General features: G+C 46.3%; 23 protein-coding genes and 1 tRNA gene. 15 read left to right on the top strand and 9 right to left on the bottom strand.

Annotation, left to right across the window (positions count from 1 at the left end; genetic code table 11):
* Positions 1-19: 19 nt before the first annotated feature.
* Positions 20-679 carry an NAD(P)-dependent oxidoreductase gene (locus ACFPVS_RS11325; RefSeq protein ID WP_096294415.1) on the top strand — a complete coding sequence of 220 codons (660 nt, stop codon included), beginning with the start codon at positions 20-22 and terminating at the stop codon, positions 677-679.
* An 86-nt stretch (positions 680-765) separates the two neighbouring features.
* Here the strand turns inward: ACFPVS_RS11325 and ACFPVS_RS11320 are convergent, their stop codons facing one another.
* The gene (locus ACFPVS_RS11320; protein ID WP_096294416.1) at positions 766-1,647 is read right to left on the bottom strand and encodes a LysR substrate-binding domain-containing protein; all 882 of its coding nucleotides are present in this window, start codon (positions 1,645-1,647) and stop codon (positions 766-768) included.
* Between the two features lie 177 nt (positions 1,648-1,824).
* Between ACFPVS_RS11320 and ACFPVS_RS11315 the strand changes: the two genes are divergently transcribed.
* On the top strand, positions 1,825-2,868 hold the full coding sequence (locus ACFPVS_RS11315) for an alpha/beta hydrolase (RefSeq protein WP_232507464.1): 1,044 nt from the start codon (positions 1,825-1,827) through the stop codon (positions 2,866-2,868).
* 250 nt (positions 2,869-3,118) lie between these two features.
* Positions 3,119-3,481: a cyclophilin-like fold protein gene (locus ACFPVS_RS11310; RefSeq protein ID WP_096296050.1), complete on the top strand. Its 363-nt coding sequence runs from the start codon at positions 3,119-3,121 to the stop codon at positions 3,479-3,481.
* Between the two features lie 19 nt (positions 3,482-3,500).
* Here the strand turns inward: ACFPVS_RS11310 and ACFPVS_RS11305 are convergent, their stop codons facing one another.
* Together ACFPVS_RS11305 and ACFPVS_RS11300 are read right to left on the bottom strand one after the other, a co-directional pair.
* The gene (locus ACFPVS_RS11305; RefSeq protein WP_378595784.1) at positions 3,501-4,394 is read right to left on the bottom strand and encodes a hypothetical protein; all 894 of its coding nucleotides are present in this window, start codon (positions 4,392-4,394) and stop codon (positions 3,501-3,503) included.
* Positions 4,395-4,874: 480 nt separating this feature from the next.
* Positions 4,875-5,213 (bottom strand): winged helix-turn-helix transcriptional regulator, encoded by a 339-nt coding sequence (locus tag ACFPVS_RS11300; RefSeq protein ID WP_096294420.1) that lies wholly within the window; start codon positions 5,211-5,213, stop codon positions 4,875-4,877.
* A 113-nt stretch (positions 5,214-5,326) separates the two neighbouring features.
* Between ACFPVS_RS11300 and ACFPVS_RS11295 the strand changes: the two genes are divergently transcribed.
* Positions 5,327-6,010, top strand: coding sequence for a DsbA family oxidoreductase (locus ACFPVS_RS11295; protein ID WP_096294421.1), 684 nt, complete (start codon positions 5,327-5,329; stop codon positions 6,008-6,010).
* Positions 6,010-6,675, top strand: a complete 666-nt coding sequence (locus ACFPVS_RS11290; protein ID WP_096294422.1) for an alpha/beta hydrolase — start codon at positions 6,010-6,012, stop codon at positions 6,673-6,675. Before ACFPVS_RS11295 ends, ACFPVS_RS11290 begins: the two co-directional genes overlap by 1 nt.
* A gap of 178 nt (positions 6,676-6,853) precedes the next feature.
* On the opposite strand, the gene ACFPVS_RS11285 is transcribed toward ACFPVS_RS11290, so the two are convergent.
* From ACFPVS_RS11285 to trxA, 5 genes are all read right to left on the bottom strand, one after another.
* Positions 6,854-7,732 (bottom strand): glutathione S-transferase C-terminal domain-containing protein, encoded by an 879-nt coding sequence (locus ACFPVS_RS11285; RefSeq protein WP_378595783.1) that lies wholly within the window; start codon positions 7,730-7,732, stop codon positions 6,854-6,856.
* A 44-nt stretch (positions 7,733-7,776) separates the two neighbouring features.
* Positions 7,777-8,391, bottom strand: coding sequence for a glutathione S-transferase family protein (locus ACFPVS_RS11280; RefSeq protein WP_096294425.1), 615 nt, complete (start codon positions 8,389-8,391; stop codon positions 7,777-7,779).
* Between the two features lie 16 nt (positions 8,392-8,407).
* Positions 8,408-9,193 (bottom strand): SDR family NAD(P)-dependent oxidoreductase, encoded by a 786-nt coding sequence (locus tag ACFPVS_RS11275; RefSeq protein ID WP_096294426.1) that lies wholly within the window; start codon positions 9,191-9,193, stop codon positions 8,408-8,410.
* Positions 9,194-9,202: 9 nt separating this feature from the next.
* Positions 9,203-9,547, bottom strand: coding sequence for a thioredoxin family protein (locus tag ACFPVS_RS11270; RefSeq protein WP_378595782.1), 345 nt, complete (start codon positions 9,545-9,547; stop codon positions 9,203-9,205).
* A gap of 79 nt (positions 9,548-9,626) precedes the next feature.
* Positions 9,627-10,004: a thioredoxin gene (trxA, locus tag ACFPVS_RS11265; RefSeq protein WP_378595781.1), complete on the bottom strand. Its 378-nt coding sequence runs from the start codon at positions 10,002-10,004 to the stop codon at positions 9,627-9,629.
* A 64-nt stretch (positions 10,005-10,068) separates the two neighbouring features.
* Between trxA and ACFPVS_RS11260 the strand changes: the two genes are divergently transcribed.
* From ACFPVS_RS11260 to ACFPVS_RS11230, 7 genes are all read left to right on the top strand, one after another.
* Positions 10,069-10,980 (top strand): AraC family transcriptional regulator, encoded by a 912-nt coding sequence (locus ACFPVS_RS11260; RefSeq protein WP_096294428.1) that lies wholly within the window; start codon positions 10,069-10,071, stop codon positions 10,978-10,980.
* Between the two features lie 216 nt (positions 10,981-11,196).
* The gene (locus tag ACFPVS_RS11255) at positions 11,197-11,430 is read left to right on the top strand and encodes an IS3 family transposase (RefSeq protein WP_096294429.1); all 234 of its coding nucleotides are present in this window, start codon (positions 11,197-11,199) and stop codon (positions 11,428-11,430) included.
* Between the two features lie 185 nt (positions 11,431-11,615).
* Entirely contained in the window at positions 11,616-11,927 is a 312-nt protein-coding gene (locus ACFPVS_RS11250) for an ArsR/SmtB family transcription factor (protein WP_096294430.1), read from the top strand.
* 110 nt (positions 11,928-12,037) lie between these two features.
* Positions 12,038-12,982: an NADP-dependent oxidoreductase gene (locus ACFPVS_RS11245; RefSeq protein WP_378595780.1), complete on the top strand. Its 945-nt coding sequence runs from the start codon at positions 12,038-12,040 to the stop codon at positions 12,980-12,982.
* A 36-nt stretch (positions 12,983-13,018) separates the two neighbouring features.
* Positions 13,019-14,230 carry an NADH:flavin oxidoreductase/NADH oxidase family protein gene (locus ACFPVS_RS11240; RefSeq protein ID WP_096294431.1) on the top strand — a complete coding sequence of 404 codons (1,212 nt, stop codon included), beginning with the start codon at positions 13,019-13,021 and terminating at the stop codon, positions 14,228-14,230.
* Positions 14,231-14,384: 154 nt separating this feature from the next.
* Positions 14,385-14,936 (top strand): hypothetical protein, encoded by a 552-nt coding sequence (locus tag ACFPVS_RS11235; RefSeq protein ID WP_378595779.1) that lies wholly within the window; start codon positions 14,385-14,387, stop codon positions 14,934-14,936.
* Positions 14,899-15,177 carry a hypothetical protein gene (locus ACFPVS_RS11230; protein ID WP_378595778.1) on the top strand — a complete coding sequence of 93 codons (279 nt, stop codon included), beginning with the start codon at positions 14,899-14,901 and terminating at the stop codon, positions 15,175-15,177. The genes ACFPVS_RS11235 and ACFPVS_RS11230 overlap by 38 nt, the downstream gene beginning before the upstream one ends.
* A gap of 79 nt (positions 15,178-15,256) precedes the next feature.
* Here ACFPVS_RS11230 and ACFPVS_RS11225 read toward each other — a convergent pair whose 3' ends face one another.
* Complete coding sequence (locus tag ACFPVS_RS11225; RefSeq protein WP_157742673.1) at positions 15,257-15,541, bottom strand: helix-turn-helix domain-containing protein; 285 nt, start codon at positions 15,539-15,541, stop codon at positions 15,257-15,259.
* A gap of 210 nt (positions 15,542-15,751) precedes the next feature.
* Between ACFPVS_RS11225 and ACFPVS_RS11220 the strand changes: the two genes are divergently transcribed.
* The 3 genes from ACFPVS_RS11220 (at position 15,752) to ACFPVS_RS11210 (ending at position 19,156) form a co-directional block, all read left to right on the top strand.
* Positions 15,752-15,827, top strand: a tRNA-Lys gene (locus tag ACFPVS_RS11220).
* A 189-nt stretch (positions 15,828-16,016) separates the two neighbouring features.
* Positions 16,017-17,528, top strand: coding sequence for a lysine--tRNA ligase (gene lysS / locus ACFPVS_RS11215; RefSeq protein WP_096296051.1), 1,512 nt, complete (start codon positions 16,017-16,019; stop codon positions 17,526-17,528).
* A 212-nt stretch (positions 17,529-17,740) separates the two neighbouring features.
* A complete protein-coding gene (locus ACFPVS_RS11210) occupies positions 17,741-19,156 on the top strand; it encodes an alanine/glycine:cation symporter family protein (protein ID WP_123804901.1) in 1,416 nt (471 codons plus the stop codon).
* The last annotated feature ends 242 nt before the right edge of the window (positions 19,157-19,398 follow it).

Raw genomic sequence — 19,398 nt, 5'->3', positions numbered from 1 at the left:
ACTTTTTAAGGAGCACAAAATGAAAAAATTTGCCGTAATTGGCGCAACCGGCTATGTCGGCTCTGCCGTTGTTAAAGAATTGGCAAACCGTGGCTGCCAAGTAACCGCATTTGCCCGCAATGCAGGCAAAGTGCAACAAGCAGACAATGTACAAGCGGTCGCTTTTGATGTGGAAAATGCAAAATTTGCCGAACAGTTGCAAAGCTTTGACGCAGTAGTAAGTGCATTCAACCCGGGCTGGAATAATCCGAATATCGGTGCAGATTTCACTCGTGGGGCGAAAGCTATTGTAGAAGCGGCAAAAGCCGCTGAAGTGCCATATTTGCTGGTGGTCGGTGGTGCAGGCAGCTTGTATGTTGCCCCAAATCTGCAAGTGATCGACACACCGGATTTCCCGAAAGAAATTTATGACGGCGCAAACGCTGCCCGCAATCTGCTGAATGATCTGCGTGATCGCCGAGATCTGAACTGGGCATTTATTTCCCCGCCGGCAATGCTCGGCGCAGAGGCCGGCTTTAGCGAAGAACGCACCGGCTCTTACCGTTTGGGCGGCGAAGAATTACTGATGGACGGCGACACGCCCGCCGGTATCAGCGTAGCGGATTTGGCAATTGCCATCGCTGATGATGTGGAACAAAAAGCCCATCTGCACCGGCGTTTTACCGTAGCGGCATTGTAAAACTTTCCCGAAAAAACACCGCTTGCAACAATACAAGCGGTGTTTTTTTGTCAAAAATTTGCAAGGTTTTTTCAGATGGCCTGATATTAAACCTTCAATACTTCCACCACCGCCCTTAATGCGGGTGAGATATTGCGGTGGGGGTAATACAGATACAATGCAGGCAAAGTTTGGCTTTGGGTGATAAGCATACGGATAAGTCTGCCATTGGTTAAATCGTCCGCCACCAAATCAAGCGGCACATAAGCTAAACCTAATCCTTCTTTAGCTGCGCTAGTTTCGGCATAGCTGTCACACACTTGCAAACGGGCATCCGGTGTGTGGTAAAACGGTACGCCGTTGTTATCAAACTGCCACGCATAAACCTTACCGTTTTTCATTTGATAGCCAATACACCAATGCTGACGAAGTTCATCAAGATGTTGCACAAAACCGTGTTTGTCAACATAGTCAGGCGAGGCGACCAATGCCATTTGCAGTTCTTGGCTGATTTTCACCGCAATCATCTCATCACCGACATCACTCCCTAACCGCACTCCTGCATCAAATCCTTCGGTCACAATATCCACAAAACGGTTGTCGTTAATCAGTTCGAACTCAATTTGCGGATATTGATGGCGGATTTGTTTGAGTTTGGGCAAAAAAATCTTATCTATGGCCTGTAAACTGGCATTGATACGCACTTTACCAGACGGTGTATCTTTCAAGTGAGCAAGTTTTCCGATGCCGTCTTGAATGTGTTCAAAGCCGTTTTGAAGTTCACTAAATAACACATTGCCGGCTTGGGTGAGTGAAACGGTACGTGTAGTACGGTTAAGCAGTTGCAACTCCAACTGCTGTTCCAACACTTTGATGGTTTGGGATAAGGCTTGAGGCGATACGCCTAATTTGGCAGAGGCTTGGGCAAAATTTTTCTCTTGGGCGACCACCAAAAAGGCAAACAAACTGTTGTAATTGATTTTAGGCATTGGTGATTATTATCAATTTAAAATTGATAGTCTAACAAAAAAATGCGTGATTATCATCTTAAAGTTGATTTTGTATAATGTCGCCATTGATAATTTGATTTAAGGTAAACCACGATGAAAATGAAAAACTTAATCACCGTTTTACTGTTACCCACAATCTTTTTAGGAGCAACTACTATGGCAAAACCTATTCCCCAATCCGCTCAAGAAATCAGTGTGCCTGCCCAAACCATAAAACTGACCCAAGAATGGGATAAGGTTTTTCCGAAATCGGATAAGGCGGAGCATCGCAAAGTTACCTTTAAAAACCGCTTCGGCATTGTGCTGGCAGGCGATTTGTATCTGCCCCAAAAGGCCTTGAAAACTGGTTCGGGCAAACTGCCTGCCATTGCCGTATCAGGGCCGTTCGGAGCGGTCAAAGAGCAGTCCGCCGGCCTGTATGCGCAGACTTTGGCGGAGCGGGGCTTTGTAACACTGGCGTTTGACGGATCCTACACAGGGGAAAGTTCCGGCCTTCCGCGTAATATGGCAAGCCCTGAAATTTATACCGAGGATTTTAGCGCCGCGGTGGATTTTCTGAGTAATTTGGACAATGTGGATAAAAATAACATCGGGATTTTGGGGATTTGCGGCTGGGGCGGATTTGCCTTAAACGCCGCCATTGCGGATCCGCGTATAAAAGCAGTGGCAACCAGTACTATGTATGATATGACCCGTGTAATTGCCTATGGCTACAATGATAGCAACGACGCCGATGCACGCTATGCTATGAAACAGGCAATGAACAACGCCCGTACCCCCGCATCACAAACAAGTTATGCCGAACTGTCGCCTGCCAATAACCTGCGCGCCAAAGATTTTAAAGCGGATACCCCACAGTTTATCAAGGAATATTCTGATTTTTACACCACCGAAAGAGGCTTTCACCCACGGGCGGTCAATTCCAACCCTGACGGTTCGTGGGCAACCACGGCAATGCTCGGACTTATCAATATGCCGATCCTGCAATACGCTGCAGAAATGCGCACGCCGGCCTTAATCGTACACGGCGAACGCGCCCACAGCCGCTATTTCAGTGAAGATGCGTATCTGTCATCGGGTAGCCCCGACAAAGAGCTTTATATCGTGCCGGACGCGAGCCACACTGATTTGTACGACAACAAAGCAGGTAAAATTCCTTACGATAAGTTTGAGCAGTTTTTTAAAGCAAAATTGCAATAACGCTGTCTAAAAAAGACGTTAAAAAACTTCAGGCGGCATTTATGATGCCAATTCGGTAAATCCGGTTAAGGATACTGAAATGCCGCCGGTGTAACCATCAAAGTAATTAAAATGTAAATTGACAGGCAAAATGATAAAACACCTGCTATTGCCGTTGCTGCTATTTCCAGCGGTAACTTTTCCGGTAGGAAATACACCGTTAAAACCACAAGTTCAAAGCACACAAAAACCCCATATACAGGAGTCAGAAATGAATGATGCTCATCAAACCGCCTACTTTACCGCAAACGGGCAAACCTTTGATATACAGCTTGAAAACAACCCTACCGCCCAAGCCTTTGCAGAATTGCTGCCACTTGATTTGACAATGAGGGATCATTTAAATAATGAAAAATTCGCTGCCTTACCCAACGCATTGCCACGCCAAGACCAAACAGCAGGGTATATTCAAACCGGAGATATAATGCTCTACCAAGGCGGCACACTGGTAGTGTTTTATGAGTGTTTTACAAGTTCCTACCGTTATACCCGCATCGGCAAAATCAATAATCCCGACCAGCTGAAACAAGCACTTGGACGAAAAGATGTTCAGGTAAAGTTGACAATAGAATAAAAACTGAAATTTTTTATCATCACTGTCCGGGCGGATAAATCATCTCATCTACAATGCAGCAGATAAGCCGGTGATCGGTTACATAAAATACCCCCGGATTCCCTTTATCCTGTGTACCGATAAAAAACAACCAACCTTTTCTCTTACTGCCCCGAGCTTGAATACATTCCAAACGTGCAGCCTCTATTTCCTGTAGAACAACACTGCGCTTTTTAGCACGCCAATCTTTCCAATTCACCCTTATTTGATAAGATTCAATCAGTTTGCTGTTTTCCCATCTGCCGCAACCGGTTTGAATTTCAAGGTAAGCCTCTGTCTGATTGAGTTTGTGCCAACTGATGGGGGCATAAAAAATGTGCGGTTCCTTATACTGTACAATGCCTTTATTACTCAAACGCCAAAAAATTTCCTGATACGTCTTTCCGTTAATGTCAGGTATGCTCAAAGGCAAATCCCGATCATAAGGATAATTTAAAAACACACGGCAAATAGAACGGATAGTCTGTGCCGCCCAAGTACGGGTTCTTTTCACCGTATCCGTTCCCTCCGTACGGCCTGCCCGCGTCCGGTAGGCAGAAATTGCCGCAGGGGCCTCAGTTGAGGAGGTTACTTCACGTGTGTCTTTCAATAAAAGCCTGTTAGGGAAGCTTGCCGGAAAACCTCTATCAGTAGAAATACGCTGTTTTTTTGCTTTTTTCACGATTTCGGCATCACCTTCTACATCACAATCGGGTTTATGCCCTAATTTTGCACTGAAATATGGACGCTTTTTGTTTTCCGCCCGAAAAGAACAAGGGGTAACCTGAATATGGCATCCTCTGCACAAATAGCCATATGAGTCCACAAAATCCAGTTCCCACAACTGCTCTGCATCAATAATTTTACCCGTATGTTTATCTATTGCCGATTCCATAATTCCTTACCCTCTTAAATATACCCTTTGCATATTGTTTTGACAGAATTTCACTGCCCTATAGCCCGTATAAATATACTTATAAACTATTTTACCAACTTTGGATTTAATTTTTTGTTTTTTAAATATTTTGGATATGTTTTTGCAAAATCCCCCAAATACGCGTGATGTGTTTTTGCCTGAAAAACCAATCAGATTTCAGACGGCCTGATTATGCCCCGCCGCCCCGTTTCAAATGAAACCGTATTGCAGAATTTCCTTGAAAAACGACCGCTTGTTTCATTAACCGAAATCGGCCACGCCTTTGGTTTGTCTGACAATCAGTCAGTGAAAGCGAGGCTGAATAAAATTCCGACTGTTTGGCGGCGGATTGATGATGAATTTTTGGCGTGGGTAAAGAATTAAAAAAAACACCGTTCGGCTTGAAGTTCAAGCGGTGTTTTTTTATTAAAAATCGGCAAAGGGTTTCAGACGGCCTGCCTAGCGGTTTGCCTCTCCCCATTCGCACAGGCTGTCTAAAACCGGAATGAGTGACAGGCCTTTGTCCGACAGGCTGTATTCCACTTTGGGCGGAATCTGCGGATATTCGGTGCGGACAATCAATCCGTCGGTTTCCAGTTCTTTTAAAGACTGGCTTAATGTTTTCACCGAGATTTTGCCGATTCTGCGCTGCAATTCGTTAAACCGCATATTGGGCGGATTGCGGTGCAGCCAGAATAAAATCACCATCTTGTATTTACCGCTGATCAGCGATAAAGCATAGCCGAAACCGGTTTCTTCCAGCGTTTCAATTGCTTTGTAATCGGGGGCGTTGAGCATTTACACTTTCCTTTGGGTGGGTATGTTACGGTAAGTTGCGTACTGTTTTTTTAAAACATACCCAATTATAATACCGGCACTGTCTTTTTTAAACCTTAAATCGGAGTGTTTTAATGAAAATACAAATCTGGTCGGACTATGCCTGCCCTTACTGCTACATCGGCAAACGCCATCTGGAACACGCGCTGGCACAATTTGCCCGCGCTGATGAAGTGCAGGTTGAATTCAAGGCATTCGAGCTTTACCCCCACGCCGGCAAAACGGCGGTCAACACTACTCAGCAGCGCATTGAGAAAAAATACGGCAAACCGCCGCAAGGTGCGTTGGAAATGATTGCCCATATTGAAAAGACGGCAGCGCGGGCGGGGCTTGAGATGAATTATCGGGCGGTGAAAAACACCAATACTTTCGATGCGCACCGCTTGGCAAAATGGGCGGACAGCCTGGGCAAAGGGCAGGAAATGCACGAGCGACTGATGCGGGCCTATTTTACCGATAATGCGGAATTGGCAGACCGGGACAATTTGGCGGAATTTGCCGCAGATGTCGGCTTAAACGGTGATGAAGCCAAGCAAATGCTCGCTTGTGGTGATTTTGTGCAAGCGGTCAAAAAAGATGAAAACGAAGCGGCAGCCGCCGGTGTGCAGGGCGTACCGTTTTTCGTATTCGACGGCAAAACCACCGCTTCCGGCGCAATGCCGGCGGACAGCCTGCTTAAGCTTTTAAACCAAGTTTATCAAGAACAGCAAAGCGGAAACCTAACCGGTGCCGCCTGCGGCATTGACGGGTGCGGATAATGGCCGCCGCACGCTTTATGCCGTCTGAACCACCGGTTGCGCTGGGCAAAAACAACGCCGGCAAATGCCTGATTCTCATCCACGGACTGACACTTTCAGGCAGGCAGTTCGCCCCGGCCGGACATTTCCTGCTGAACAGCCTGGGGGATAATTGGCGGATTATCCTGCCCACCGCGCCCAAGCAAAAAGTCACTTGGGCAGACGGCCGGACCACCACCGCCTGGTTTGATCTGCCCAAAGGCAGCTTTGTTCGGAATCAGGACGAAGCAGGGCTGCTGCAAGCCAAAACCTATATCCACAGTCTGGTTGAGGAACAAATCAGCCAAGGCATCGGAGCTGAAAATATTTTTATCGGCGGATTCTCACAGGGCGGCGCATTGGCGGTGTTGTCCGCATTGACTTACCCCGATACATTGGGCGCAGCAGTGTGTCTGTCGGGCTACCTGCCGATTGCCGATACCTTAACAAACTGTTTTGATAAAAAATTACCGCTGCTCTTCGCCCACGGCAGGCAAGATGTCCCCATTCCGCCCGATTTAGCGGAATCTGCGGTCAATCTTTTAAAAACCCACGGCTTTGACGTGGATTTTTACACCTATCCGATTGGGCATACGCTTGATGAAAAAGAACTCGCCGATGTGGCGCAGTGGTTGCAAAGCAGGTAGGAACACCGCCGCTTGCGGCACTGCAAGCGGTCAGATTACGGAGAAATTTCCCACATTGGCTTGAGGGGGTTGTCGAGCCATTAAAACACATTTGAGGCTTCCATCAATACGGCAGCCGGTAACTTCCATTCATCACTAATCCACAAAGGCCGTCTGAAGCTTCAGACGGCCGGCTGTTTTATCGCCATTTAAGGTTTGGGCCAACAGGCACAAGGCGGGTTGGATTGAGATGCGGTTGTGAAAAATAATAGAACCGCTTGGTGTAGGGAATATCCACGGTGGCTTGAATAGCAGGCTGTTGATAGAGATCGATCATATAACGGTATAAATGCTTAAATTCGCTCAACGGCTTCAAATTGCATTTATATAAATCCGCATACACGCTTTCAAAACGGATTAGGGTGGGAAACAAGAAAAAATCAGAAAGCGTGATCGTTTCGCCAAATAAATAGCGTGTTTGAGCAAGGCGATCATCTAATGTTTCAAGATTTTCAAACAATTTAGCGAGCTGTTTTTCATATTTTTGTTGCGAATTTGCCAGCCCGACTTGGTACACTTTCAACGTGATTTGCTGATTTAGCCATTCATTCAAACGCGAAATCTCTTCTTTCAACGCTTCTGGCACAAGGGTTGCGGGATTTTTGACGAAATCTTGCCATTCTGTGGCTAAGTGCAATGCCATTTCCGCTGAATCATTGCAAGCGATGGTTTGGGCGTGTTTATCCCATAACACGGGCAGGCTCACCCGCCCCGAATAATCGGGCTTGGCTTTGAGATAAATATCCCGCAAAAAAGCGCTGTGAAAGAGCGAATCGGGATACTGTTTGTTAAACGTCCAGCCTTGATCGAGCATTTCTGGGGCGGTGCTTGATGATGAAATCTCGTGATGTAAATCCAAATAATGGATCACCAAATTTGCACGGTGAGCAAAGGGGCAGCCGTAGGCGTAGTAAAAATGATAGCGGTGCGATTCTGCCGTGATTTGGGTAGGGAAATTATCCATTTCGGCAAGCGAATTGAGGTCGGCCCGCCATTGACCTTTTTCAAGAAGTGGCATTGTTATTCCTTTGTAAAAAAGCGGTCGAAATTGACCGCTTGTGATTAGAGAAGATGAAGATCGAGATGACCGACTTTTTCAATCGCTTTTCGGTAACTTGGGTGATGTTCCACCTGCTCTACAAAACGCGCGATGTTTGGGTAGGTTTCCTCTGGCAACAAAAACATTGCCACTTGAAGTGGGAAACTCATCATAATATCCGCCCCAGTGAGTTGCTCACCGCAGAACCATTTTCGATCACGCAAATGTTGTTCTACATAGTCTAAATGCAACGCCACTTGGCTGTTGAAATGATCTAATTTTGCGCCATCAGTCGCCAACATTTTTTGCACAATCGCAGGCATTATTGAGCCTTCAGCATAGTGCAGCCATTGCAAGTAGCGGTAATAATCGGGCGTATCTTTGCTTGGCGTTAATTGCCCGTTGCCATATTTTGCGATCAGATATTCCACGATCGCCGCACTTTCTGCCAGCACGAAATCATTATCAGCCAAAACCGGCGCTTTGCCGAGTGGGTGAAGCGTTTTAAAAATAGGCGGGGCAAGGCGAGTAACGGGTTCTCGCTCGAAACTTTTTACCTCAAAAGGCACGCCTAATTCAGCCAAAAGCCAAACAATGCGTTGCGAACGGGATTGTTTGAGAGAGTAGAGTGTGATCATTGTTTCTTCCTTATAATTAAGCATCATCACGGCGAGCTGTTGCACCACCGTCCACCGTCCAGATCGCCCCTGTTACCCACGAGGCTTGCTCAGAAAGCAAAAATGTGGCGGTTTCTGCCACTTCGTGCGGTAAGCCATTGCGGCCGAGAGCGTGCAGTTTTGCCATATTGGCTAAGGTGGATTCAACTTGCTCTTTGCTTGCAAAACGCTCAAAAATGTTGGTTTCAACCAAACCTATCGGCAACGCATTTACCCGAATGCCATATTCCGCGAGTTCCGCCGCAAGGTTTTTCGTCATTGCTTCTAAGCCTAATTTTGCCATTGAATAGGCAGTCATTGGCGTGGATTTTAACGGCAAATGGGAAAGGGCTGCCGTGATATTGACAATCGAGCCTGCTGTTTTCTGTGCGATCATCGATTTTGTTACCGCTTGGGTGATGAAGAAAATCGCTTTGTTCAAATTCAAATAGCCGTCATAGGATTTTTCGTCCGTGTCTAAAAAACTATTTGGAAAATAAACGCCCGCCGAATTGACCATTAAATCAATATCAGAATGGTGCGTATTAAGTTGCTCAATCAAGGCATTCACGCTTGCCATATCCAATAAATTGGCGGTTAAAGCGGCGATATTTTCTGCTCCAAACCGTTCGGCAAGTTGCAAGCGGGCTTTTTCGGCTTTTTCTGGACGATTGCCCACGATAACCGCTTTTCCGCCTTGTTCCAGCACTAATTTGGCGATTTCAAAACCGATCCCACTTGTGCCGCCGACAACTAATAATTTGTGATTGGTAAATTTTTTCATTGGTCTTTCCTATTCGTTTTCGTTGATAAATTGTTGATATTGATCGGCATATTGCGTAAGCATTTGCCCCATTGTTTGCATATCGATAAACCTCGCCCCCCGCCAAATTTCTTTACCATTGGCAAAAATCAGCACGGCTGGGGCGGTTAAAATGTGGTAGGCACTGGCAAGATCGGGGGCATCTGCAATGCTTACCGTGCCAACGTTTACTGGCTCAAATTGTGCGGTAATGTCCGCAATTTTGGCTTTCATCACGGTGCAAACGCCGCAGTTCGGGGCGGAAATATATAAAACCGCAAGTGGATTTTGCTTGATAAACCCATTGACTTCGTTGAGATTTTTTAAGGTTTTCATTTTTTACTTTTCAGGAAAATAAGGCATTGCAAGCGGTCGGTTGAGCAAAAAAAATCGCAAAACCGACCGCTTGTCGTACTTACTCAACCAGTATTTGGTTGATTAAACCCGCAAGTTGTGATTTCGGCATTGCCCCTGCCATACGTTGAATGTTTTTACCTTGTTTGAACGTCATCAAGGTTGGGATCGAACGCACATCATATTGCATTGCCAGTTGTGGGTTTTTATCGACATTGATTTTGACGATTTTCGCCTTGCCGTGAAATTCCTCCGCGAGAGCATCAAGTGACGGGGCGATCATCTGGCACGGCGGACACCAGTCCGCATAAAAATCCACTAAAACAGGCAATTCAGATTGCAAGACATCTTGTGCAAAAGCGGTGTCGCTTGAATAAATAATGTTGTTACTCATTTTTGTTCCTCGTTTGTGTTTTGTTGCGACATTATAGAAAGCCATTCGCTTGATTATTTGCCTAAATAGGGTAAATTATTGCCTAAAATGATTTTTGTGAGAAAAAACGATGAATAATGAAAAATATCAAAAACTTGCCGAATTGATTAAGAAATTTACCCAGCCTGATGGCAGTTTTTCGCCAACGAGCATTCCAACGCTTAATTTATGCCGCCGAAATCACAGTACAAATCCGATGCCGTGCATTTATCCGCTAAGCCTGTTTTTAGTGGTGCAAGGTGCGCAACATTTGAATTTTGGCAATACGGTGATGGAACTTCATCAAGGGCAAACAGCGTTAACTACAGTGGAATTGCCAGTAGTCTCAAATGTATTGAATGCTACAAGCGCCAAGCCTTATCTTAGCTTGCGAATTGAGTTAGATGTGATGATGTTGCGAGAGCTAGATGAGCAAACGCAGTGGCAAACCAACCTTTCCGCCCTTTCTGATAGCTTATCGGTGTTTTCGGCTGATGACGATCTGCTTGATGCGATTTTTCGCTTGGTAAAATTGCTCGAACAGCCCAAATTACAACCGCATTTAGCTCCGCTTATTCAGCGAGAAATTGCCCTGCGTTTGCTGGCAAGCCCGCATAAGGCAATGTTGAGAAAACTGTTTACCAACGGCACGGTAGAGCAAAGTATCGCCAAAATTATTGCCTATTTTAACGAGCATTATGCAGAAAAGTTGAATATGGACGAGTTAGCCAAACAGGTTTTTATGAGCGGATCGGTGTTTCGCCAGCATTTTCGCAAAATCACAGGCACAAGCCCGTTGCAATATCAAAAACAAATTCGGCTACAACACGCCCGCCGTTTGATGTTCAAAGAAAATATGGACGCCACCACCGCAAGCCTTGCAGTGGGCTATGAAAGCCCAACCCAATTTAACCGGGAATATGCCCGCTTTTTTGGCGAACCGCCGTTGCGGGATATTCAACGTTTGAAAGAAAATGAAATGCACTATGGCAGGATTGTGTAGAAAGTAGCAAAAAGCGGTACGATAATGCGAGCAGTCAAATTGCGGAGATTCCGCATTGGCTTGAGGCGATTATTAAATCACAAGCATTGAAACAAATTCTTGAGGCTCCCATCACTATGGCAGCCGGTAACTTCCATTCACCACTAATCCACAAAGGCCGTCTGAAAGGGCAAACGCCGCTGCCGCATTCCGATCGGGGTGTGCTTTACCGCACTAATGCTTATCGGGCGAAACCGGCTGGGAAAGGGATGGTGCAAAGCATGTCGCGCAAAGGCACGCCGGGACAATGCACCGATGGAGGGTTTCTTCGGTACATTAAAAGAAGAGAGCTTCTATCAGAAAGGTGCGTTATCGGTGGCAGAATTGGCTGGAGTGATGGATGATTATATACGTTATTATAATCATGAACGGATTGGTTTAAACTCAAAAAAGCTGAGTCCTGCGGCTTAAAGAACCCGGCTTGAAAAGGCTGTTTGAGAAAGTTTTTTAACTTGTTCAAGTATTGGGGGACAGTTCATTTTTTTTCGGGCGGCCTGAAGCATGCTTCAAGCCGTTTTTGCCGTTTATATCAGCCTTGGCTTTCCCATCAACATCAACTTATAATAAAGTTTAAATTCTTAAACGCATGGATCGAAATGAGCCAAAAAACCGTTGATATTTTGCGGGAATGTATCCCCACATTCACCGTGCTCAGCGATGAAAACCGCTTGATGATTTTGCATATTCTGTTTGAACACGGCAGCCTGAATGTTAATGATTTGACCGAACGCCTGCATTTGTCGCGCCCTGCGGTGTCGCATCATCTGAAAATTATGTTGGACGCGGGTTTGGTGGCGGTGGAGCAACACGGCAAAGAACGCTATTACGCCGCCACTCTGCAACAAGCCGGCGAACGCTTTCAACGCTTGATGGCATCTTTTGTGGCAGACGGTTGCATTGAACCTTAAGTTTTTACATTTTTCATTTAAATTTTTAAACTTATGAACTTGAGAGCCTAATCTTCATGAAATCCTATTTTATTAAGCAATATCAGAAAGCCCCTGCGATTTTAGGCGAAATGTCCGAACCTGTTATGAATGATGACGATGTATTGGTGGAGGTGTGCGCCGCAGGATTGAACCACTTGGATTTACGCATTAAAAGTGGCGAATTTAAAATGCTTGTGCCGTATTCATTCCCCTTGATTTTGGGGCATGATGTGGCAGGCAAAGTGATTGCGGTGGGCAAAAATGTGCGTCAATTGGCAGTGGGCGATGAAGTGTTTGCCCGCCCGCGCGATGGCAGAATTGGCGCGTTTGCCGAAAAAATCTCCATTCATCAAGATGATGTGGCGAAAAAGCCCAGTAATTTGCCGATGGCAGACGCGGCAGGTTTACCGCTTGTGGCTTTAACGGCTTGGCAAGCGTTGGTGGAAATCGCGCAAGTGAAAGCAGGTCAAAAAGCCTTTATTCATGCGGGGGCGGGCGGTGTCGGCACAATCGCTATTCAGCTTGCCAAATATTTGGGGGCATTTGTGGCAACCACGGCCAGCACGGCAAATGCGGATTTTGTGAAAAATTTGGGCGCAGATGTTGTTATTGATTATAAAAAACAAAATTTTACTGATGAATTAAAAGATTATGATGTGGTGCTCAATAGTTTGGATAAGAAAACATTGCTTAATTCATTGAAAGTTATGAAAAAAGGCGGTCGTTTGATTTCTATTTCAGGGCCACCCACGCCAGCTTATGCGAAAAAAGCAGGCTTAAATGTATTTTTGCAACTGGCGATGTATTTTTTGAGCCGTGGCGTTCGTTGCGCGAGTTGCAGAAAAAAAGTGGATTATCAATTTTTGTTTATGCAAGCCAATGGCAAACAGCTTGCCCAAATTGCCCGGTTGATTGAACAGGGACACATCAAACCTTATACACAATCCGTTTATCCGTTTGAACAAATCAATCAAGCATTTGATGAATTGGAACGCGGACGCACACGCGGAAAAATTGTGGTTACCATGCAATAAACGGTAGTTTTATCAAATTTAATTTAGGATATTTTTATGTTATTTCAACATTTTACTTTTAAAAACGGCAAAACCGCCAAAAACCGTTTCTTTAAATCCGCCATGGAAGAGCAGCTTGCCAAACACAATCAGCCCACTGCGCAACTGGTTCGCCTGTACGACAAATGGGCCAAAGGCGGCGCGGGCGTATTGGTTACGGGCAATGTGATGGTGGCCGACAACGGCAAAGGTTCTATCAATGACGTGGTGTTGTCGGACGAGCGTAGCATGGACACGCTCAAAGCATGGGCAAAAGCAGGCACGCAAAACGACACTTTGCTCATTATGCAAATCAATCACGCGGGCAAGCAATCGCCCAAAGTGGTGAATGCCAAGCCTGTCGCGCCGAGTGCGGTGGCATTGCAAGGCATGGACGGCTTTATCAATCCGCCACGCAAATTGGCGGACAATGAAATTGAGATGTTAATTCGCCAATTTGCCCACACCGCGCAAATAGCTGAAAAAGCAGGGTTTTCAGGCGTGCAAATTCATGGGGCGCACGGTTATTTGATTAGCCAATTTTTGTCGCCACACCACAATCGCCGTACGGATAAATGGGGCGGCAGTTTGGAAAACCGTATGTGTTTTTTGGTGGAGATTTACCATGCCATTCGGGCGGTGGTTCAGCCTGAATTTTTGGTGGGTTTGAAATTAAATTCTGCCGATTTCCAAAAAGGCGGTTTTGATGAAAGCGACAGTATTCAAGTCGTGCAAAAAATGTCGGAATTAGGTATTGATTTTATTGAAATTTCAGGTGGAAATTATGAAAGCCCCGAAATGCTAACCGCCAAAGCCAGCACACAAAAACGCGAGGCGTTTTTCTTGGATTATGCCGAAAAAGCGCGTGCCGTCAGCCAAGTGCCGCTGATTATTACGGGCGGTTTCCGTTCGGAATCTGCTATGAATGAGGCGTTGAATAGCGGACATTTGGATTTGGTGGGTGTGGCGCGTCCGTTGGCGTTAATGCCTGATTTGCCGAAACAAATTCAAAACGGAACGTATCGCACCATTACCACGGAACGCATTAAAACGGGTTGCAAAGTGGTTGATAATAAAGTCGGTGCGGTGTTGGAAATGGATTGGTATATGGAGCAAATGGCGTTAATCGGGCAAGGGAAACAGCCTGATCCTGAATTGTCGCCGTGGAAAGTGTTGCTGAAAGCGGTTTGGGCGAATGGCAAGGCTGGGCTGAGCACGGGTCGGAGTTGAGTTCAATTTGTTTCAGGCTGCCTGAAAATACAAATCAACACTTAATTAACAATTTATTTTTTGAATTTAAAATACGATGAATAAAAATACCATAACAAAATTAGCCGCATTGTTGTTGGGTTTGACATTAAACATAAATAGTCAAGCTTAAACGGTGTCTGTAATACCTGTGCAAACTGCTGTGCCGGTTGAAAAAAATTTATCATCATCCGTTTTATTGTGGATGCGTACCGATAAACCGCGTCAAGATAGTATGCAGCGTTGGCAAGGGCAGCATGCTCGAATTATTTCTGCCAATCCAGATTTGAAAGAGTATCGTCAAATTCATTTTACAGAACGCAATACAGGTATGTGGCAAGCCATTGATGGCGTGGAAACCCATATCCCCGATGAAAGAAAAATTGATGGGATAGCAGATGTTACTTTAAAAGGTCATTTTTCTGTTCAAGGCGAAAAGCAAAGTCAGTTGGCGCAGGCTAACGAAGTGAATTTATTTAAACGCACCATTTTGTATGCGGCAGCTCCTGAAAATTCCAAATGGTATCGTGTGGCAAACCGCAATGATGCTGTAAACGCTCGAAGTATGGTCTTTATTCGCAAACGGCCCAATATCAGCGAACATGAATTTCAACAATTTATCACAAGAATTAGCACCAAGTTTGGCGAATATGGGGAAATTGAAAGAATTGCGTACCGCAGCATATAGTCCATGGCAGCAAAGTCAATGGAATTCACCTAATGTGGAACATGATAATGCACCGGAAGTGCAGTTTCACGGGGCGTTGATTTTGGGCTTTACCGACCGTCAAGCGATGAGTGCATTTTTTCAAAGCGATGAATTAAAAAAACTTTCTAGAAGAATGGCGGTATTTAGTTCAGCCATTCATGCATATGATGTTGAGAAAACGCTAGTTTTTATTGATAATGGTCGACAAGTTAATCCGTAGTTTTTTCCTAAATTTAAATTCTATTCATTATCAAAAAACCGTTTGAAATTGCTTGTTTTCAGACGGTTTTTTTTATGATTTAAGCCAAATCTGCTTTGTTCAACCCCATCAATTTATCGGTACTGCCTGCGTCAGATTGAAACGCCACACAGATACGATTCCACGCTTTGACGGCACCGATAACAAAAGTTAAGGCAGCCAATTCATCTTTCTTTAAAATGAGCGCGAACCGCAGCATAGCGGCTGTCCAACGGCGCAGGTGGGTGCGTGAGACGTTGAAGTGCTCTGCGGTGCGCTGTTGGCTGTGCACCTGGTGGTAATGGAGTACGGCCCGGTATTTGAAGTGTAGGTTATATTTGAACATAAGAAAACTGCATCTTTTAAAGTTGGCGGGGGTGTCCGACTTTTGGGGTGCAGTTCAGTATTAGAATACTTGGTAAGTATGGTTACTTTGTATGAGATTTAACAAGGGTTTTGCAAAAGTCTCGGCCTTTTTTAATTATGAATAATGATAAGAAAATGGCCAGAAAGGCTTGACAGATATAAATCGCGCTACTATAATACACAGCTTGTCGGGTCGTTAGCTCAGTCGGTAGAGCAGCGGACTTTTAATCCGTTGGTCGAAGGTTCGAATCCTTCACGACCCACCAGATACAAAAAAACCTGCTTAGCAATAAGCAGGTTTTTTTACGCCTGTTGGATAGGCCGTAAGAGATTTGATTTTCAGACGGCCTTTACTAGATAAAACAAGCCGTTTGGCGTAAAATATGCGCAATTTTTATTGATCTTCTCAAAAGGCCGTCTGAATCCGCGGCCTGTCTTTATTTTTGGAAAACACCATGAGCGAACAGCACAATCCGTCTGTCGAGCAGCAACTTGACGAAAACCAAATCATGGCCTTGCGCCGCGAAAAACTCAACGATATCCGCAAAGTACGCAATGCCTATCCCAACAACTTCAAACGCGACAGCTTTGCCGCCGATTTGCACAATCAATACGATGCCTTAAGCAAAGAAGAGCTTGATCCGCAAGCCGTGCCGGTAAAAATCGCCGGACGCATGATGCTCAAGCGCGCGATGGGGAAAGCCAGCTTCGCCACCATTCAAGATACCAGCGGCCAAATCCAGCTTTACATCAATAATCAAGGCGTAGGCGAAGCAGTGCACGATGATTTCAAACATTGGGACATGGGCGACATCGTCGGCGCGGAAGGCATCTTGTTCAAAACCAACCACGGCGAATTGACCGTGCGCGTATCGGCGATTCACTTGCTGAGCAAATCGCTGCGCCCGCTGCCGGACAAACACAAAGGCTTGTCTGACCAAGAAACCAAATACCGCCAGCGTTATGTCGATTTGATTGCCAACGAAGAATCGCGTCAAACCTTCATTAAACGCAGCCAAATTATCCAGGCGGTCCGTAATTTCATGGTGGGCGAGCAATATTTGGAAGTGGAAACACCGATGATGCACCCTATTCCGGGCGGCGCCACGGCCAAACCGTTTGTCACCCACCACAATGCCTTGGATATCCCGCTGTATCTGCGTATCGCACCGGAACTATATTTGAAACGCTTGGTGGTCGGCGGTTTGGAGCGCGTGTTTGAGATTAACCGCAGCTTCCGCAACGAAGGTATGTCGGTGCGCCACAACCCCGAATTTACCATGATTGAATTCTACGAAGCTTTTTGCGATTACGAGCGCATGATGCAGATGGCGGAAGACATTATCCGCAGCGCATCGATTACTGTTAACGGTACGGCCAAAATCAGCTACAACGGCAAAGAAGTCGATTTGGAAAGCCCGTTTGAGCGTCTGACGATTTTAGGTGCAATTAAAAAATACAACCCGCACTACACCGACGAGCAGTTGAACGATGCCGAATGGCTGAAAAAAGAAATCGTCAAACACGGCGAGAGCCTGCCGCCGTCACCGGGCATCGGTAGCCTGCAATTGGCGTTGTTTGAAGGTTGCGCCGAGAGCAAGTTGTGGAACCCGACCTTTATCGTGGATTATCCGGTAGAAGTGTCGCCATTGGCGCGCGCATCCGACAGCAAACCGGGTTTGACCGAGCGTTTTGAGCTGTTCGTGGTCGGCCGTGAGTTGGCCAACGGTTATTCCGAGTTGAACGATCCGGAAGACCAAGCCAACCGCTTCAAATCTCAAGTGGCGCAAAAAGATGCCGGTGACGACGAAGCTATGCATTATGATGCCGACTACATCCGCGCGATGGAATATGGTTTGCCGCCGACCGGCGGTTGCGGTATCGGCATCGACCGTTTGGTGATGCTGCTAACCGATGCACAAACCATCCGCGATGTGATTTTGTTCCCGCAAATGCGCCCGGAATAAAATATTGTTTTCAAGGCCGTCTGAAACGTTTCAGACGGCCTTTTCTTGTGAATGATGATATACGGCAGTATTAAAGACGTTGGCATTTCTGTAAATACAACCGTTTAAACAGTCGCTTACACAAATGTCAACAATCTGATACAATTGTCTGCAATTCAGGCAGCCTGATTCAAAAGGCCGTCTGAAACGTTTTTTGATTTTGAAAGGTGATTATGACCGAATCTTTACACCAATGGGTGAATGCTATCAACGGCCCGCTGTGGAACGGTTTGATTTTCTTATTGCTGGGTGCGGGTTTGTTTTTTACCGTTGCGACCGGTTTCGTGCAATTCAGGTTGTTTGGCCGCAGCGTGAAAGAAATGTTGGGCGGACGCAAGCAAGGCAGCGATCCGCACGGAATTACCCCGTTTCAAGCGTTTGTAACCGGCTTGGCCAGCCGTGTGGGCGTGGGCAATATTGCCGGTGTGGCGATTGCTATCAGTGTCGGGGGGGCGGGTGCAGTGTTTTGGATGTGGCTGGTGGCTTTAATTGGTATGAGTTCGGCCTTTGCCGAATCGTCGCTGGCACAGCTGTTTAAAATCCGCGACTATGACAATCATCATTTCCGTGGCGGCCCGGCGTATTACATCACGCAGGGTTTGGGTCAGCGCTGGTTGGGGGTGTTGTTTGCCTTGAGCTTGATTTTCTGTTTCGGCTTCGTGTATGAAGCGGTGCAATCCAATACCATCGTGGCGGCCACCGAAGCAGCTTGGGGCTGGAACAAACACGCCACCGGCGTGGCATTGGTGATTCTCACTGCGCCGGTGATTTTCGGCGGCATCCGACGCGTGGCGAAGCTGGCTGAAGCGATTGTGCCGCTGATGGCGGTGTTGTATTTGCTGTTGGCGCTGTATATCGTGTTCAGTAACCTGAACATGATTCCACAAGTATTCGGTATGATTTTTGCTGATGCATTTAAAGTCGATGCGGCGGGTGGCGGTTTGCTCGGCGGCCTGATTTCGCAAACCATGATGATGGGCATCAAGCGCGGCCTGTATTCCAACGAAGCCGGCCAAGGTTCGGCTCCGAATGCAGCCGCGGCGGCGGAGGTGAAACACCCGGTGTCGCAAGGCATGATTCAGATGCTGGGCGTGTTTGTTGATACCATTATCGTATGCTCGTGTACGGCATTTATCGTGCTGGTATCGGGCATACACGGTGATGGGTTAAGCGGTGTGCAGTTGACTCAGGTGGCGATTGTGCAGCAGGTCGGCGGCTGGGGGGCGGATTTTTTGGCAATTGTTTTATTCTTATTCGCGTTTTCGACTATTATCGGCAACTATGCGTATGCGGAATCGAACGTGCAGTTTATCAAGAGCAACTGGCTGATTATGGCTCTGTTCCGCATGGGTGTGCTGGGCATGGTGTATTTCGGCGCAGTGCAGAGCGTGCCGCTGGTGTGGGACATGGCCGATATGGCAATGGGTACGATGGCATGGATTAACCTAATTGCGATTTTGTTGTTGTCGCCGTTGGTGTTTCTGCTGTTGAAAGACTACACCGCCAAATTGAAAATGGGCAAAGAGCCTGAGTTCAAATTGTCGGAGCATCCGGGTTTGAAACGTAAAGTCAAATCGGATATCTGGTAAGTGCAATCAACAAAGGCCGTCTGAATTTCAGACGGCCTTTGTTTGTCTGCTTGCGGAAATGATCGGAGAATCACAATATAGTTATATTGTTTGGTTAGGAGAATGTCATGCCGTCACCCACGCGCAGCAAACCGTTGACACAAGATGAGACCTTTGCAAAAACCCCAAAACTCCCCTAAATTCCCCCTAAAGAATTCAGAGGCGTTTTTTTATGAGCAGCTTCTTCCAGCAACAAGCCCGAA

The sequence above is a fragment of the Neisseria weixii genome (assembly GCF_042658245.1).
Classification (GTDB): domain Bacteria; phylum Pseudomonadota; class Gammaproteobacteria; order Burkholderiales; family Neisseriaceae; genus Neisseria; species Neisseria weixii.
This window is presented reverse-complemented; position numbering and strand designations above follow the sequence as displayed.

Bases quoted from the DNA above. Each gene is read 5' to 3' on its own strand.
- ACFPVS_RS11325 (WP_096294415.1), top strand. From the start codon at position 20: ATGAAAAAATTTGCCGTAATTGGCGCAACCGGCTATGTCGGCTCTGCC.
- ACFPVS_RS11320 (WP_096294416.1), bottom strand. From the start codon at position 1,647: ATGCCTAAAATCAATTACAACAGTTTGTTTGCCTTTTTGGTGGTCGCC.
- ACFPVS_RS11315 (WP_232507464.1), top strand. From the start codon at position 1,825: ATGGCAAAACCTATTCCCCAATCCGCTCAAGAAATCAGTGTGCCTGCC.
- ACFPVS_RS11310 (WP_096296050.1), top strand. From the start codon at position 3,119: ATGAATGATGCTCATCAAACCGCCTACTTTACCGCAAACGGGCAAACC.
- ACFPVS_RS11305 (WP_378595784.1), bottom strand. From the start codon at position 4,394: ATGGAATCGGCAATAGATAAACATACGGGTAAAATTATTGATGCAGAG.
- ACFPVS_RS11300 (WP_096294420.1), bottom strand. From the start codon at position 5,213: ATGCTCAACGCCCCCGATTACAAAGCAATTGAAACGCTGGAAGAAACC.
- ACFPVS_RS11295 (WP_096294421.1), top strand. From the start codon at position 5,327: ATGAAAATACAAATCTGGTCGGACTATGCCTGCCCTTACTGCTACATC.
- ACFPVS_RS11290 (WP_096294422.1), top strand. From the start codon at position 6,010: ATGGCCGCCGCACGCTTTATGCCGTCTGAACCACCGGTTGCGCTGGGC.
- ACFPVS_RS11285 (WP_378595783.1), bottom strand. From the start codon at position 7,732: ATGCCACTTCTTGAAAAAGGTCAATGGCGGGCCGACCTCAATTCGCTT.
- ACFPVS_RS11280 (WP_096294425.1), bottom strand. From the start codon at position 8,391: ATGATCACACTCTACTCTCTCAAACAATCCCGTTCGCAACGCATTGTT.
- ACFPVS_RS11275 (WP_096294426.1), bottom strand. From the start codon at position 9,193: ATGAAAAAATTTACCAATCACAAATTATTAGTTGTCGGCGGCACAAGT.
- ACFPVS_RS11270 (WP_378595782.1), bottom strand. From the start codon at position 9,547: ATGAAAACCTTAAAAAATCTCAACGAAGTCAATGGGTTTATCAAGCAA.
- trxA (WP_378595781.1), bottom strand. From the start codon at position 10,004: ATGGCTTTCTATAATGTCGCAACAAAACACAAACGAGGAACAAAAATG.
- ACFPVS_RS11260 (WP_096294428.1), top strand. From the start codon at position 10,069: ATGAATAATGAAAAATATCAAAAACTTGCCGAATTGATTAAGAAATTT.
- ACFPVS_RS11255 (WP_096294429.1), top strand. From the start codon at position 11,197: ATGCTTATCGGGCGAAACCGGCTGGGAAAGGGATGGTGCAAAGCATGT.
- ACFPVS_RS11250 (WP_096294430.1), top strand. From the start codon at position 11,616: ATGAGCCAAAAAACCGTTGATATTTTGCGGGAATGTATCCCCACATTC.
- ACFPVS_RS11245 (WP_378595780.1), top strand. From the start codon at position 12,038: ATGTCCGAACCTGTTATGAATGATGACGATGTATTGGTGGAGGTGTGC.
- ACFPVS_RS11240 (WP_096294431.1), top strand. From the start codon at position 13,019: ATGTTATTTCAACATTTTACTTTTAAAAACGGCAAAACCGCCAAAAAC.
- ACFPVS_RS11230 (WP_378595778.1), top strand. From the start codon at position 14,899: ATGGGGAAATTGAAAGAATTGCGTACCGCAGCATATAGTCCATGGCAG.
- ACFPVS_RS11225 (WP_157742673.1), bottom strand. From the start codon at position 15,541: ATGTTCAAATATAACCTACACTTCAAATACCGGGCCGTACTCCATTAC.
- lysS (WP_096296051.1), top strand. From the start codon at position 16,017: ATGAGCGAACAGCACAATCCGTCTGTCGAGCAGCAACTTGACGAAAAC.
- ACFPVS_RS11210 (WP_123804901.1), top strand. From the start codon at position 17,741: ATGACCGAATCTTTACACCAATGGGTGAATGCTATCAACGGCCCGCTG.